Genomic DNA, 13477 nt, shown 5'->3' with positions numbered 1-13477 from the left:
GCGTGATCGATATCAGTGAGTCCCTGATGCAGTTCCTTCTGGCATTGATCGTGGCCGGGCCGCTCCTCGGCGCTGCCGCCGCCCTCCTGCCCGCCCCGCCCGGGCTGAAGGGGAAGTCGCCCGAGCAGGCCGTCCTGCGGCACGGCGTCACCGTGACCGGCGCGATCCTCGTCGCCGCGACCGTCCTCGCGCTCGGCTTCGACCACGACCAGCCGTCGAAGATGCAGGCCACGACCGACATCAGCTGGATCCCCGCACTCGACGTGCGCATCCACCTCGGCATCGACGGCATCTCCCTCCCCCTCCTGGTCCTGACCGCGCTGCTGACCTTCCTGTGCGCGCTCTACTCGTACTTCAACCCGCCCGCGGGCCCGAGCCCGAAGGCCTTCGTCGCGCTCCTGCTCGTCCTCGAGGCCGGCACCCTCGCCACCTTCGCCGTCCTCGACCTGCTGCTGTTCTTCCTCGCCTTCGAGACGGTCCTGATCCCGATGTACTTCCTCATCGCCCGCTGGGGCGGCGCGGGCCGGACCCGGGCGGCCTGGAAGTTCATCCTGTACACGCTGCTCGGATCCGTGGTCATGCTGCTCGGCCTGCTCCTGATCGGAATCAGGGCGGGCACCTTCGACATGGTGGCACTCGCCACTGACAACGGCCGGTCCCTGACCACGTCCGTGCAGGTCATCGCCGTTCTGGCGATCGGGATCGGGCTCGCGGTGAAGACCCCGATGTGGCCCCTGCACAGCTGGCTGCCGGACGCCCACACCGCCGCCCCGACCGTCGGCTCGGTCCTGCTCGCCGGCGTCCTGCTCAAGATGGGAACGTACGGTTTCGTCCGGATCGTCCTCCCGGTCGCGCCCGACGGCTTCCACACCTTCGCGCCCTACCTCGCCGCCCTCGCCGTCGCCGGCATCATCTACGGCTCCCTGGCCTGCCTCGCCCTCGCCAAAGAGGGCGCCAAGGGCGACCTCAAACGCCTGATCGCCTACTCCTCCGTCGGCCACATGGGCTTCGTCCTGCTCGGCATCGCCTCCACGACCCCGACCGGCGTCAACGGCGCCCTCTTCGCCAACATCGCCCACGGCCTCATCACCGGCCTGCTGTTCTTCCTGGTCGGCGCCCTGAAGGACCGCACCGGCACCACCGACCTGGACACCCTCGCGCAGGAGACCGGCGCCGCCCTCTACGGCAAGGCACCCCGCCTCGGCGGCCTCCTCGCCTTCGCCGCGGTCGCCTCCCTCGGCCTGCCCGGCCTCGCCGGGTTCTGGGGCGAGATGCTGGCCCTGTTCGGCGCCTTCGACCCCGCCGACGACCTCAGCCGTCCCGCCTTCCTCGCCTTCACCGCGATCGCCGCCTTCGGGACGCTCCTGACCGCGGCCTACCTCCTCGTCGTGGTCCGCCGCGTCTGCATGGGAGCCGCCCCGCAGGACGCCCCGCGCCTCACCGACGTCCGCACCTACGAGTTCGCGGCCTGGACACCGCTCGTCGTCCTCACCGTCGTCGCCGGCCTCTGGCCCAAGGCGCTCCTCGGCCTGACCGACCCGGCCGTGCAGCAGCTCCTCGCAGGAGGCAACCGATGAGCCACCTCACCGCCGCCCCCTCGCTCGTCCAGTCCGTCGACTGGCTCGCCATCGCCCCGCCCACCCTCACGGCGGTCGTCGCACTCGCCGTCCTCGTCGCCGACCTGTTCGTGCCCGACCGCCGCAAGCCGCTCCTGGGCTGGCTCTCCGTCGCGGGACTCGCCGCCGCCACCGCCCTCCTGCTGCCGCTCCTGGACAGCGACCGCTCCACCTTCTGCCTGACCGGCGACACACGCGCGTGCAGCTACACGGCCGACCACTTCACCCTCGTCATCCAGTTCCTGGTGCTGGGCGGAGCGCTGCTGGCCGCCCTCCTGTCGGTCACCGCCCTCAAGGACGAGCGCGGACGGCTCCCCGAGGGCGAGTTCTGGTTCCTGCTCCTGTCCTCCGCCGCCGGCGCGGCCCTCCTGCCCGCCTCCCGCGACCTCGCCACCCTCGTCGTCGCCCTCGAGGTCGCCTCCCTGCCCGCCTTCGCCCTCGTCGGCATCCGGCACGGCGACCGCCGCTCCTCCGAAGCGGCCCTGAAGTTCTTCCTGTCGTCCGTCACCGCGACCGCCGTCAGCCTCCTCGGCATCAGCTTCGTCTACGCCACCACCGGCACCCTGTACCTCACCCAGGTGGCCGACCGCATCCAGGGCGTCGACGGGCAACTGCACACCCTCGCCCGGACCGGCGTCGTCCTCACCCTCGTCGGCTTCGCCTTCAAGACGGCCGCCGTCCCCTTCCACTTCTGGGTCCCCGACACCTACGTCGGCGCGCCCCTCCCCATCGCCGCCTACCTGTCGGTCGTCGGCAAGGCGGTGGGCTTCTCCGGCCTCATCCTCGTCACGGTCGTCGCCTTCCCGTCGTACGCCGACGTCTGGGGCCCCGCGCTGGCCGCACTGGCCGCCCTCACCATGACCGTCGGCAACGTCGGCGCACTCCGCCAGCAGGCCACGCGCGCGTACAGCGCCGTACGCCTGCTCGCCTGGTCCTCCGTCGGGCAGGCCGGCTACCTCCTCGTCCCGATCGCCGCCGCCGCGTACTCCGACGACCCCGAGCACGCCGTCGGCTCCACCGTCGCCTACGCCCTCATGTACGCCGCCGTGAACCTGGGCGCCTTCGCCGTCGCGGCCCTGGTCGGCCGCACCCACGCCGCGAACCGCGTCACGGACTACCAGGGCCTGTACGCCAGGAACCCGCTCTCCGCGCTCGTCCTGGCCTTCTTCCTGCTCTGCCTCGCCGGACTGCCGCCCGGCATCATCGGACTCTTCGCGAAGGTCACCGTCTTCTCGGCCGCCGTCGACGCCGGCCTCGGCTGGCTCGCCGTCGTCATGGCGGCCAACGTCGTGATCGCCCTGTACTACTACCTCCGGTGGACGGCGCTCCTCTTCCGCGCCCCCGAGGGCGAGACCGGCAGGCATCCCGTCCCCGCGCCCCTCACCGTCGCGATCGCCCTCACCGCGGTCCTCGGGGTCGCCCTCTCCGGCGCCCCGCAACTGGCACTGCGCTTCGCCGACACCGCCCTCTTCTGAACCGTCACCCGGACGGCCCACGCCCGCCGCCGGGAGCACAGGGGAACCCGGGGCCGCCGTCTGGCGTTGTCCAAAACGGGAGGTTCCACTGGACGTGGCACCACGACACCAGCGGAACCGCAGATCAGAAGGCAAGATCCGCAAGCGAAGGGTTCCCCTGCCGCACGACTTGGAGGGCGTACCGTGCACCGCCGGCACAACGGGCTCAGGACCGCAGTACTCCTCGGGGGACTGTCCGCACTCATCATCGTCATCGGCAGCTTCTTCGGCCGCACGGGGCTCGTCGTCGCGGTCCTCATCGCGCTCGGCACCAACGCGTACGCGTACTGGAACAGCGACAAGCTGGCCCTGCGCGCCATGCGCGCCCGCCCCGTGAGCGAGTTCGAGGCCCCCGGCCTGTACCGCATGGTCCGCGAGCTCTCCACCCAGGCCCGCCAGCCCATGCCCCGCCTGTACATCTCCCCGACCGAGGCACCCAACGCCTTCGCCACCGGCCGCAACCCGCGCAACGCCGCCGTGTGTTGCACGGAGGGCATCCTGCGCCTCCTCGACGAGCGCGAACTGCGCGGCGTCATCGGCCACGAGCTGAGCCACGTCTACAACCGCGACATCCTCATCTCCTCGGTGGCCGGCGCCCTCGCCTCGGTCATCATGTTCCTGGTCAACTTCGCCTGGCTGATCCCCGTGGGACGGTCCAACGACGACGACGGCCCCGGCATCCTCGGCATGCTGCTGATCATGATCCTCGGCCCGCTCGCCGCCGGCCTCATCCAGATGGCCATCAGCCGCTCCCGCGAGTACGAGGCCGACGCCTCCGGCGCCCAGCTCACCGGCGACCCCCTGGCCCTCGCCGGTGCCCTGCGCAAGCTCGAACTGGGCACCAGACAGCTCCCGCTGCCGCCGGAACCCCGCCTCGAGACCGCGAGCCACATGATGATCGCGAACCCGTTCCGCCCGGGCCAGGGCCTGTCCAAGATGTTTTCGACGCATCCGCCGATGGCGGAGCGCATCGCCCGTCTCGAGAAGATGGCAGGACACCAGTGAAGACCATCCTGAACGTCATATGGCTCATCCTCAGCGGCTTCTGGCTGTTCCTCGGGTACGTGTTCGCGGGCCTGCTGCTGTGCGTCACCGTCATCGGCATCCCGTTCGGCGTCGCGGCCTTCCGCATCGGCGTCTACGCCCTCTGGCCCTTCGGGTACACGACGGTCGAGCGCCGTGACGCGGGAGCCCCGTCCTGTATCGGGAACGTCCTCTGGCTGGTGCTCGCCGGCTGGTGGCTGGCCCTCACCCACATCGTCACCGGCATCGCCCTGTGCCTCACGATCATCGGCATCCCGTTCGGCATCGCCAACTTCAAGCTGATCCCGGTCTCGCTGTTCCCGCTGGGCCGCGAGATCGTGCCCACGGACCAGCCGTTCGCCGCACGCTGACCGCCGTCCGCCGACCACGGCGGTCGGAGCGGAGTCGTCCACAGCCCGCCGGTTTTCCACAGGCCGCCCCGGACGCCGGCGGCAGCCCGCACCATGAACACATGACGGAGAACGAGCGGACGAAGACCCCGCCGACAGGATCCCGGGCCCACCCCCGACCGCACCGGGCGTCCCGCATACCGGGGCCACCCGGGCCACCCGGGCACGGACACACCGGGCAGCGGGCGTGAGGGTGCCGGCTCCACGGGGCCGCGCCCGCTGACGTACGGCGTCACGGGCACTCTCGCCCACAGCCCCGCCGGCACCCCGCCGACCGGCGCTCCGGACCGCTCTCCTACTCCTGGCCTCTCCCCGCACCCACCCGTGCCCGCACCGCGTACGCGACCACACCCACCACCAGCACACCCGCCCCCGCGACCACCGAGGTCCCCGGCAGCGCGAACGCCAGGACCAGGCAGCCGAGGAGGCCCACCGCCGGCACCGCCCGCCTCACCGGGGCAGGATCCAGGGTCCACGCCGACGCGTTGGCCACCGCGTAGTACGCCAGCACACCGAAGGAGGAGAAACCGATCGCGCCGCGCACGTCCACCGTGGCGGCGAGGACCGCGACCACCGCGCCCACGGCCAGCTCGGCCCGGTGCGGCACCCGGAAGCGCGGATGCACGGCCGACAGCGCGCCGGGCAGATGCCGGTCCCGGGCCATGGCCAGCGTGGTCCGGGAGACACCCAGGATCAGGGCCAGCAGCGAACCCAGGGCTGCCACGGCGGCCCCCACCCGGACCACCGGCACCAGCCCCGGCACACCAGCGGCACGCACCGCGTCCGCCAGCGGCGCGGCAGCCCGCCCGAGATCCTCCGACCCCAGCACCGAAAGGACGGCGACCGCCACGCACACGTACACGGCCAGCGCGATGCCGAGCGCGAGCGGGATCGCACGGGGGATCGTCCGCGCCGGATCCCGCACCTCCTCACCGAGGGTCGCGATGCGCGCGTACCCGGCGAAGGCGAAGAACAGCAGGCCGGCGGCCTCCAGAACCCCGCCGAGCCCTCCGGAGGCCCCGATGTCCAGCCGCCCGGCGTCGGACTGCCCGGAGCCCAGACACACGACGACCACGGAAGCGAGGACCGCCAGGACCACCGCCACGATCAGCCGCGTCAGCCAGGCCGACTTGTGGACCCCGCCGTAGTTCACCGCGGTCAGCACCACCACGGCCGCGACCGCCACCGCGTGCGCCTGCTCCGGCCAGACGTACGCCCCGACCGTCAGCGCCATCGCCGCGCAGGAGGCCGTCTTGCCGACCACGAAGGACCAGCCCGCGAGATATCCCCAGAACGGGCCGAGCCGTTCGCGCCCGTACACGTAGGTGCCGCCCGAGGCCGGGTACAAGGCGGCCAGACGGGCCGACGACATGGCATTGCAGTAGGCGATCACGGCGGCGAGCGCGAGTCCGAGCAGCAGCCCGGAACCGGCGGCACGGGCGGCGGGCGCGAGAGCGGCGAAGATGCCGGCGCCGACCATCGAACCGAGCCCGATGACCACGGCGTCCCCGACGCCCAGGGTGCGCCGCAGCTCGGCGGCCGATCCGGACTGTGTCATGGTGCGCACCCTACTGAGCCGGGGAACCACCGGGCGCCGCCAGGGCGTCGTCCCCGGCGACACCGCGCGAACGGGCCGTGACCGGCGTGCGGACGCACGGCCCGACGGGAGCGAGAACACAGCTCCGGGAGGGTGCGGGCACAACGCGGAAGGGCAGGGTCAGGACATGAGCATCATCAGCTGGATCATTCTGGGGCTGTTGGCCGGGGTCATCGCCAAGGTACTGCTGCCGGGCCGGGACCCGGGCGGCTTCATCGGCACCACCGTCATCGGCGTGGCGGGCGCGTTCACCGGCGGTTGGATATCGGCCCGCTGGCTGGACCACCCCATCACCAAGGACTTCTACGACGGCGCCACCTGGGCGGCGGCGATCGGCGGCTCGCTGGTGCTCCTGATCGCCTACCGCATCCTGTTCGGCAACTCGCGGGACTGACCGCGACCCCGTCGTTCCGGCATCGGTGCCGGCTCTCCGGCCCACCCGCCGTACCCGTCGCCCGTCCGCGCCCGCCGTACCCGTAGCCCGTCCGCGCCCGCCGTACCCGTCGCCCGTCCCCGCCCGCCGCCCGTCCGTCCACCGGGACGGACGGGCGGAGCGACCGCTGCCGTGGCGCCCGCCCTTCCGTCCCGCTGCCGGGGCCGCCAGAACTGCCAGGGCGGCCAGGCCCCGGGGAGGTCAGGACCTACCGGTAGTTCACGAACTGCAGTGCGAAGTCGAAGTCCTGACCCTTCAACAGGGAGATGACGGCCTGCAGGTCGTCACGGCTCTTGGAGCTGACGCGCAGTTCGTCGCCCTGGACCTGGGCCTTGACGCCCTTGGGGCCCTCGTCGCGGATGAGCTTGGCGACCTTCTTCGCGTTGTCCTGGGAGATGCCCTCCTTGATCTCCGCGAAGAGCTTGTACTCCTTGCCGGAGAGCTGGGGCTCGCCCGCCTCCAGCGCCTTCAGCGAGATCCCGCGCTTGATCAGCTTCGACTGGAAGACGTCGAGGACGGCGTTCACCCGGTCCTCGGAGTTCGCCTCCATGAGGATCTTTTCTCCGGACCACGAGATCGAGGCGCCGACGCCCTTGAAGTCGTAGCGCTGGGAGATCTCCTTGGCGGCCTGGTTGAGGGCGTTGTCGACCTCCTGCCGCTCGACCTTCGAGACGATGTCGAAACTGGAGTCGGCCATGTCCTGTGGCTCCTTGATATCGGGGTGCGTATCGGATGCGTGTCGGCGTGTGTGGGGCTGCCGTCGAGCCCGGCGTGGGACGCGGGCCGCATCCGGACAAGCCTAGCCACCCGGCCCGGCCGTGGCGGTGAGGAATCCGGGTGGCGAAGCACCCCTCCCCATCAGGTATCGTTTACGTCGTTGCCGGAGAGCACCGCGGAAAAGCGGTTCGAACGGCGGCAAACCCGGCGGTGTGCCCGAGCGGCCAAAGGGAGCAGACTGTAAATCTGCCGGCTCAGCCTTCCCAGGTTCGAATCCTGGCGCCGCCACATGGGAACAAGAGGCCCGTGACCTGCGATATCAACAGGTCACGGGCCTCTTGTCATGTGCCACCCCGAGGGCCAGGGTGTCTCACCCTGTCTCGCGTTCGAACGCCCCGTCTCGGATTCTGCGGACGGAGCGCGGACGGGATTTCCGCCGCTTCAGACGCTCCGTTGCAACCGGGCGGAGATCTTGGCGTTGGCCGCGTCGTCACCGTCCTTCAGGAACTTGGCATACACGCGAAAGAGGACAGCCACACTGTGGCCCGCCCGCTCAGCCACGAGCTGTGGTTCCACGCCCGAGCTGAGCCAGGTGGACACTGCGGCGTGACGAAGGTCATAAGGCCGCTTCGCCAGCCCTGAGTGGAACTCGGCCGGTGTGAGCGCGCGCGACCGCGCTTCAGCCCACACCTCCCCGTATCCGGTGTCCTGCACGAGTCCACCCCGCAGCGTCTGGAAGACGCGGCCGTCCGGCGCGGTGCCGTATGCGGTGAGGTGCCATCGCAGCAGCGCGACCAATTCCGGCGGGATCGGCACGGGCCGCACTGCCTTCCGGGGGCGGTGCTTCAGGCCCCGCTTCTCGTGTGCCTCACCGCTGTCCGTCCACGCGGCGCCGGACCGAGGGCGGGTTTCATGCAGCCGGAGCACGCCCCACCCGCGCCGGGGCAGGTCGCAGTCCATGACCCGCAGGCCGATCACTTCCGCCGGCCGCGCGGCGGCGTAGTACATGCACCCGAAGAACGCAGCGAGCCGGCGCCCCCGTTTGCTCTGGTCGCGCACGGCGGTCAGCAGCTTGGCGGCTTGCACCGGATTCGGGACGCACGCCGGGTCCACTTCCTCCGTGACCTGCTCGGGTGCTTTCCACTTGACGCGGTCCAAGGGGTTGTCCGTCAGCAACTCGGCGTCGACCGCGTACTCAAGGGAGTTGTAGAAGATCGCACGCTTGCGGCTGATCGTCCCCGGGGCCGCCGTCCTCCCGTCCAACCTTTTAGACAGGGCCCTGAGCGCGGCTTTCACCAGAAGCCGGTCCGTGAGGGCCGACGTGGGCAGCGACTTCCGCTGGAACCAGGCGAGTACTTGCGCCACCTCGGCCGACGGCTCCTCCTCCCACCGGTTCTTGTTGAACGCCCACCCGTACAGAGCGCTCCGTACGGTCCGTGCGTCGGGCATGCCCTTGGTGTCCTTCACGAACGCCGGTGTCACGGTCGCCATGGCTTCGGCCAACGTCCGCCGGGTGTTGCCGGGGGAGTCGTCCCACTTCATCGCGATGTAGTTGCGCGCGTGGTCGTACCAGGAGATGTCTCGGTTCTGCTCGACCATGGACTTCGGGAGGCCGCTCTCCACGTCGAACGGCTCACCCTTCCGGGCCGCCGTCATGAGTTCCGAACGGCGGCTGTCGGCCAGGCCCTGGGTGAGGAACGACTCCGCGTGTTCGCGGGTGCCGACCATCCAACGCAGTTGGTACGGCTTCCGGTAGCTGCGCTTTCGGATGGCCCAGAACTTGACGGCGTAGCTCCACTCGGTCACGCGGCCTCCAACTCGTCCTTGAAGGCGTCCAGGACGCTGCGGCGTACGCAGATGCGGCCGGACGGCGTGCGGCGAGCCTCGGGAGTAAGGCCACGGTCCCGCCAGCGGTACCAAGTCGGGCGGCTGATGCCGAGTTCTTCCAGCACTTCTGGCAGTGGGATCAATTCGTCTTTCGGAGTGCGGCGGCGCCGGGTGGGCGTGGTCATGCTGAGTCTCCATACCTGTGCGGCTGGGTCGGCTGTGCTGTCCGAAGCGGGGATTTCTGCGTCATCGCGTCACGTGCGTCAATCAGGCGTCTGACCTGCGGGTTCTGGTGACGCAGCGGGCCGGGCCCTGCGTCACCGATGACACGGGCGCCCGTCACGGGGTGACGCTGATGACGCGGGATGACGCAGGATTCGCCGTCTGCGTCACCCGTCGTTGTCGCAGGTGAGCGGCCGTCTGTGGGGCCTGTGGTGACGCAGTGACGCAGATCGTCCCTACTTAGGAAAAAGAAGGGGGGTGGTGTCTGTGGGTCTTTACGTCCGCTCAGTGCTTGAAGAACGAGCCGCTTCGCGGCGCGACCTGTGCAGGGCGGCTGTCGCCGCCGAACAGCAAGAGGAGCACCCCCGGGCGAGGCGTGCTCCTCTTGCTTGTCCGCCGACCAGGGCGTGCGGTCAGAACGCGGTCTGCTGCGCGGGGGGCGGGGGCGGGGCCTGGCGGGTGATCTCGATGTAGCGGGCGGCGCTGGTGCGGCCCCAGTCGACCAGGACGCCCCGCGCGGCGAGGGTGGGCTGGATGCGCCGCAGCCGGTCGGAGAGCACCTTGCCGGTGGTGGGCCAGCCCTTGGGCAGGGGGCGGCATTCCTCGCCGCTGTAGAGGGTGCTGAGGGCGTGCAGCCACTCCGCAGACGTCATCCGCACGTCCTCGCCCGGCTCCAGTTCCTCGGCGCGCTTGAGGACCGTCTGCGCCAGCAGGTCACCTTCGATCACGTCGTCGTTCAGATCGTCCAGGCTGGCCCGGTACGCCTCCAGCGTCCCGAAGCCGGTGGCCGCGTCGAGCTGCGCGCACAGGTGCGCGAAGTCGGCCATCCGCAGATCGGTCGGGGTCTCGGCCCGCACTGCGCGGACCTTCACAGTCAGGTCGAGCAGGGAGCCGAGGACGACGGGCAGGATCTCGGCGTACTCCGCCCACAGCTCCGCTTCGGTGCGCCGCACTCGGGGGCGTTCCAGGCGCAGGGTGAGGAGCCGTTCGGCGAGGTCGGGGCGGATGACGCCGACGTCGATGCCGGTCAGCAGCATCGGGCGGCGGTAGCGGGAGCGGACGACGTCGCCGTCGGTGAACAGCGCGCGCTTGATGCTCTCGGCCCCGGTGATGATGCAGCACATGAGGTCGGACAGGTCCGGGGGCAGGTGGGAGAGGTTGTCCAGGGCGGTGATCCATCCGGCCGCGACCGCTGTGATCATGTTCTCCTCGTCCTTGGGTGCCCTGCGCAGGTCGCCGGTCATGCCCTCGATGATCCGCACGAGCATCCGCCCGCCGGTCGACTTGCCGGCGCCCTGCGGGCCAGTCAGGAACGGGGCCGGGACGGGCACGGACGGCTCCAGGCAGCCGATGAGCCATGCGATGGCCAGGGCCTCGGTCCTGGCGTCGGCGAAGTTGCACAGCCGCATGAGCAGGTCGATGCCCTTGCCGTTGGTGTCCTTGGCGGGCAGGGGGAGTTCCCCGGTGAGCTGGGTGCGCCGCCAGCACACCTCTTCGGGGTCGGGGAGGCGGATGTCCCAGCCGGTGGGGTGGATGCGGACGGACCGGCCGTCGTCGCGGCCGAGGTCGAGCCAGGTGGCTCCGTCGAATCCGGGGGCCACGCGGATGTGGGTGGGCTGTACCTGCTCGGTGAGGGCGAGTGCCTCGATCAAGTCCAACGCCTCCTTGAGGGCGGTTCCGTTGAAGACGCCGACCCCGTCGCGGAAGAGGCCGACCATGAGTTCCTGGCGGTGGCTCCCGGTCGTGCCCTGGGAGCGGATCGGGCGGGCCACGGGGTGGCCGGTGCGCTGCGCGTACACGGTCCCGTCCACGGTGCGGAAGTACCGGAAGTGGGACTGCGCGTAGTCGGTGATGACCTGCCGGGCGGGGTTCTTCTCGTCGTCGGACACGGTCACAGTCCCAACGTGGTCAGGGCGTTGGTCCACGCGTCCGTGCAGTGCCGGGGGGTCTCGCCCCTGGCCTGCGCGGCGGTGAACAGCCGGTTGACGTGGGTGTCGGTGAGGCAGCCGCACCGGCCGTGCGTGGACAGCACAGCGAGGAAGGTCCGGTAGACGGTGGCGTGCACTGCCTCACGGGCCTCGGTGATGTGCTGCTCTGCCATGGCGATGCCACGTTCCAGGTAGGCGGGCGTGCGGTGCGGGCACTTCCCGCCCGCGGTGCCGGTGGGCACGACGGCCGCATGCGGTGCCGGCAGGGCCGGGGAGGGCTCCTTGATGGTCAGCGCACGCACGGCGTCCGGCAGGTTGGCCATGTGGCCGGTGCCGGGGCCGAGGTAGCGGGCGTAGGACATGGTCGACTTGATGTCCACGCCGGGGCGCACTGCATTCATGGAGCGCATGGCGCCCCGGTAGATCCAGTGCTGGCCGCGCGTCGTGGGCACGGTGCGGGTGGCGGGCAGGGCGGTGCGGGCCCACGCGATGGCGTCGGCGTCGTCCAGGTCGACCACGGTCAGACCGGCGCCGCCGGGGTGGTAGCCGACGCACACCGCCCGTCGCCATGCGGCCGCCCATGCAGGCGAGACGATGACGGCCGGGTCGGCGGTGGCGGCGGCCCAGGCGTGGCAGACGCCGGGGCAGCGGCACGGGCCCGGGGTCTTCATGTTCGGCCGGCCGCCGCACGCGTTGTCCGCGCACGCCGGGCAGTTGCCGAATGGGACTTTGCCCCGGCGCAGGGGCAGCACCGGCACGCCGGACGCGGCAAGGCTCAGCGCGGTGTGCAGGGCGTACGGAGTGGTGGTCATGCTGCTGTCCTCCCTTCCAGGGTGAGGAACTGGGCTGCGATCCACTGGGTGTAAGCGGGGGGCACGGCCTTGCGGGCCTCCAGGCTGGTCATCCAGGTGCAGCCCATGGCGTCGGCATAGGCGCGCTCGCCCTTGTGCGCGAACGCGAGCAGGCCCTTGCGGTGCCAGCACGGTGCGACCAGGTCCCCGCCGCCTCCCCAGGAGGTCTCGAAGGCTCGGTGGCGGCGGATGTTGAGGCCGAACTGGGTGCCGCACAGCAGGTAGTCCGGGCGCAGCAGCCCGGCCGTGGCGGTCTCGGGGACGTTCTCGATGACCCACGGCCGCCCCGTCGCCTGCATCACCTGACGGCCCGGCCCGATGAGGTCGGGGTGGGTTTCGGGGTTGCCGCGCCACCGGGTCACGGTGGCGTAGCGCTCGCACGGCCAGGACCCGTGGACCAGGTCGAAGGTGTGCCCGTGCTCGGCGGTGTAGGCGAGGCCGTCGGCCTGGACGAAGGGGAAGGGGTAGTTCGGCTGGGGGCGGTTGTCGACGCCGACGACGTCGAACCCGGCCAGGTAGTAACCCATCGACAGGCCGCCGGCGCCGCAGCACACGTCCAGCACCCGCAGCCCGTTGGGCCGCCGCAGCGGCAGCACGCACGCGCTCACGCGGCCACCCCCACACGGTCCGCGGCGAGCAAGGCGAGGGCGGCCCGGCCGATGTGCTCGGTGTAGGCCGGGGGGATGCACTCGCGGATGCCGTCGCGGTTCATCCACGGCACGCCCAGCACGCGGCGGGCGAGGGGGACGCCGGAGAAGTTGCCGACGAACTGCCCGTAGTGCCCCGGCGGGACCGGGCGGCCCATCTTGGCCTGCGGGACCAGGTGCGCGGGGTGGGCGGGCTGCGTGAGGGTGAAGCCGCCGCCGGTCTCAAAGAACCGGTGCCGGTAGTTGGCCAGGCCGAACATCTGCCCGCACAGCATCACGGGAGCGCGCAGTTTGGGCACTGCACCGCGCACGTTCTCCATCACCCACGGCCGCCCGGCCGCCTGCAGCGCCGCGCGGGTCGGGGCGATCAGGTCGGGGTGGGTGTTGCCCTGGATGCGCTGGCATTCGGTGTCGTGCTGGCACGGCGGTGAGCCATGGATGAAGTCGAACTCCGCGCCATGTTGCAGGACAAAGGCGATGGCGTCGGCCTGGACGAACCGGTACGGGTAGCGGGGCTGCGGGTCCTTGTCGACGCCGGTCACGTCGAAACCGGCGTCGGCGTAGCCCTTGGCGGCGCCGCCTTGGCAGCAGAACAGGTCGAGCAACCGCGGCTTGGGCCGGACCCTTGTGCGGGTCCGGATGTCGGTGGTGTGGGGCATGCTGGTTGTCTCCAGTTCTGTTTGGTGGAGCTG

At 71.0% G+C, this 13477-nt stretch carries 13 protein-coding genes and 1 tRNA gene; 6 read left to right on the top strand and 8 right to left on the bottom strand.

From position 1 onward, the window contains the following. Positions 1–2: 2 nt before the first annotated feature. The 4 genes from ACF09K_RS28155 (at position 3) to ACF09K_RS28140 (ending at position 4524) form a co-directional block, all read left to right on the top strand. Positions 3–1577 carry a NuoM family protein gene (locus ACF09K_RS28155; RefSeq protein ID WP_392247912.1) on the top strand — a complete coding sequence of 525 codons (1575 nt, stop codon included), beginning with the start codon at positions 3–5 and terminating at the stop codon, positions 1575–1577. Then, positions 1574–3091, top strand: coding sequence for an NADH-quinone oxidoreductase subunit N (locus ACF09K_RS28150; protein ID WP_392247910.1), 1518 nt, complete (start codon positions 1574–1576; stop codon positions 3089–3091). The genes ACF09K_RS28155 and ACF09K_RS28150 overlap by 4 nt, the downstream gene beginning before the upstream one ends. Before the next feature lie 183 nt (positions 3092–3274). Then, complete coding sequence (htpX, locus tag ACF09K_RS28145; protein WP_392247908.1) at positions 3275–4135, top strand: zinc metalloprotease HtpX; 861 nt, start codon at positions 3275–3277, stop codon at positions 4133–4135. After that, positions 4132–4524, top strand: a complete 393-nt coding sequence (locus ACF09K_RS28140; protein WP_392247906.1) for a YccF domain-containing protein — start codon at positions 4132–4134, stop codon at positions 4522–4524. Before htpX ends, ACF09K_RS28140 begins: the two co-directional genes overlap by 4 nt. A 334-nt stretch (positions 4525–4858) precedes the next feature. On the opposite strand, the gene ACF09K_RS28135 is transcribed toward ACF09K_RS28140, so the two are convergent. Next, a complete protein-coding gene (locus ACF09K_RS28135) occupies positions 4859–6121 on the bottom strand; it encodes an APC family permease (RefSeq protein ID WP_392247904.1) in 1263 nt (420 codons plus the stop codon). 166 nt (positions 6122–6287) lie between these two features. Here ACF09K_RS28135 and ACF09K_RS28130 point away from each other — a divergent pair, with 166 nt between their 5' ends. Then, positions 6288–6554: a GlsB/YeaQ/YmgE family stress response membrane protein gene (locus ACF09K_RS28130; RefSeq protein ID WP_382782497.1), complete on the top strand. Its 267-nt coding sequence runs from the start codon at positions 6288–6290 to the stop codon at positions 6552–6554. A gap of 247 nt (positions 6555–6801) precedes the next feature. Here ACF09K_RS28130 and ACF09K_RS28125 read toward each other — a convergent pair whose 3' ends face one another. Next, a complete protein-coding gene (locus ACF09K_RS28125) occupies positions 6802–7290 on the bottom strand; it encodes a YajQ family cyclic di-GMP-binding protein (protein WP_382782494.1) in 489 nt (162 codons plus the stop codon). 226 nt (positions 7291–7516) lie between these two features. On the opposite strand from ACF09K_RS28125, the gene ACF09K_RS28120 reads away from it, so the two are divergent. Then, a tRNA-Tyr gene (locus ACF09K_RS28120) sits at positions 7517–7598 on the top strand. A 153-nt stretch (positions 7599–7751) separates the two neighbouring features. Here ACF09K_RS28120 and ACF09K_RS28115 read toward each other — a convergent pair. The 6 genes from ACF09K_RS28115 to ACF09K_RS28090 form a co-directional block, all read right to left on the bottom strand. After that, complete coding sequence (locus ACF09K_RS28115; protein WP_392247901.1) at positions 7752–9116, bottom strand: tyrosine-type recombinase/integrase; 1365 nt, start codon at positions 9114–9116, stop codon at positions 7752–7754. Then, positions 9113–9322, bottom strand: a complete 210-nt coding sequence (locus tag ACF09K_RS28110) for an AlpA family transcriptional regulator (protein WP_030671993.1) — start codon at positions 9320–9322, stop codon at positions 9113–9115. The genes ACF09K_RS28115 and ACF09K_RS28110 overlap by 4 nt, the downstream gene beginning before the upstream one ends. A gap of 450 nt (positions 9323–9772) precedes the next feature. Continuing rightward, positions 9773–11248, bottom strand: a complete 1476-nt coding sequence (locus ACF09K_RS28105; protein WP_392248152.1) for an ATP-binding protein — start codon at positions 11246–11248, stop codon at positions 9773–9775. Between the two features lie 2 nt (positions 11249–11250). Continuing rightward, the gene (locus ACF09K_RS28100; protein ID WP_392247899.1) at positions 11251–12099 is read right to left on the bottom strand and encodes a bifunctional DNA primase/polymerase; all 849 of its coding nucleotides are present in this window, start codon (positions 12097–12099) and stop codon (positions 11251–11253) included. Next, a complete protein-coding gene (locus tag ACF09K_RS28095; protein ID WP_392247897.1) occupies positions 12096–12746 on the bottom strand; it encodes a DNA cytosine methyltransferase in 651 nt (216 codons plus the stop codon). Before ACF09K_RS28095 ends, ACF09K_RS28100 begins: the two co-directional genes overlap by 4 nt. Further along, the gene (locus ACF09K_RS28090; RefSeq protein WP_392247895.1) at positions 12743–13444 is read right to left on the bottom strand and encodes an SAM-dependent methyltransferase; all 702 of its coding nucleotides are present in this window, start codon (positions 13442–13444) and stop codon (positions 12743–12745) included. Before ACF09K_RS28090 ends, ACF09K_RS28095 begins: the two co-directional genes overlap by 4 nt. Positions 13445–13477: the final 33 nt, after the last annotated feature.

It is taken from the genome of Streptomyces sp. NPDC014882 (genome assembly GCF_043081325.1).
Classification (GTDB): Bacteria; Actinomycetota; Actinomycetes; order Streptomycetales; family Streptomycetaceae; genus Streptomyces.
The sequence above is the reverse complement of the archived record's forward strand: the minus strand, read 5'-3'. Positions and strand labels throughout refer to the sequence as shown.

What these genes read in the sequence shown, in the direction of transcription:
- ACF09K_RS28125 (WP_382782494.1), bottom strand. Translation starts at nt 7,290, where the DNA reads ATGGCCGACTCCAGTTTCGACATCGTCTCGAAGGTCGAGCGGCAGGAG.
- ACF09K_RS28135 (WP_392247904.1), bottom strand. Translation starts at nt 6,121, where the DNA reads ATGACACAGTCCGGATCGGCCGCCGAGCTGCGGCGCACCCTGGGCGTC.
- ACF09K_RS28110 (WP_030671993.1), bottom strand. Translation starts at nt 9,322, where the DNA reads ATGACCACGCCCACCCGGCGCCGCCGCACTCCGAAAGACGAATTGATC.
- ACF09K_RS28150 (WP_392247910.1), top strand. Translation starts at nt 1,574, where the DNA reads ATGAGCCACCTCACCGCCGCCCCCTCGCTCGTCCAGTCCGTCGACTGG.
- ACF09K_RS28130 (WP_382782497.1), top strand. Translation starts at nt 6,288, where the DNA reads ATGAGCATCATCAGCTGGATCATTCTGGGGCTGTTGGCCGGGGTCATC.
- ACF09K_RS28090 (WP_392247895.1), bottom strand. Translation starts at nt 13,444, where the DNA reads ATGCCCCACACCACCGACATCCGGACCCGCACAAGGGTCCGGCCCAAG.
- ACF09K_RS28100 (WP_392247899.1), bottom strand. Translation starts at nt 12,099, where the DNA reads ATGACCACCACTCCGTACGCCCTGCACACCGCGCTGAGCCTTGCCGCG.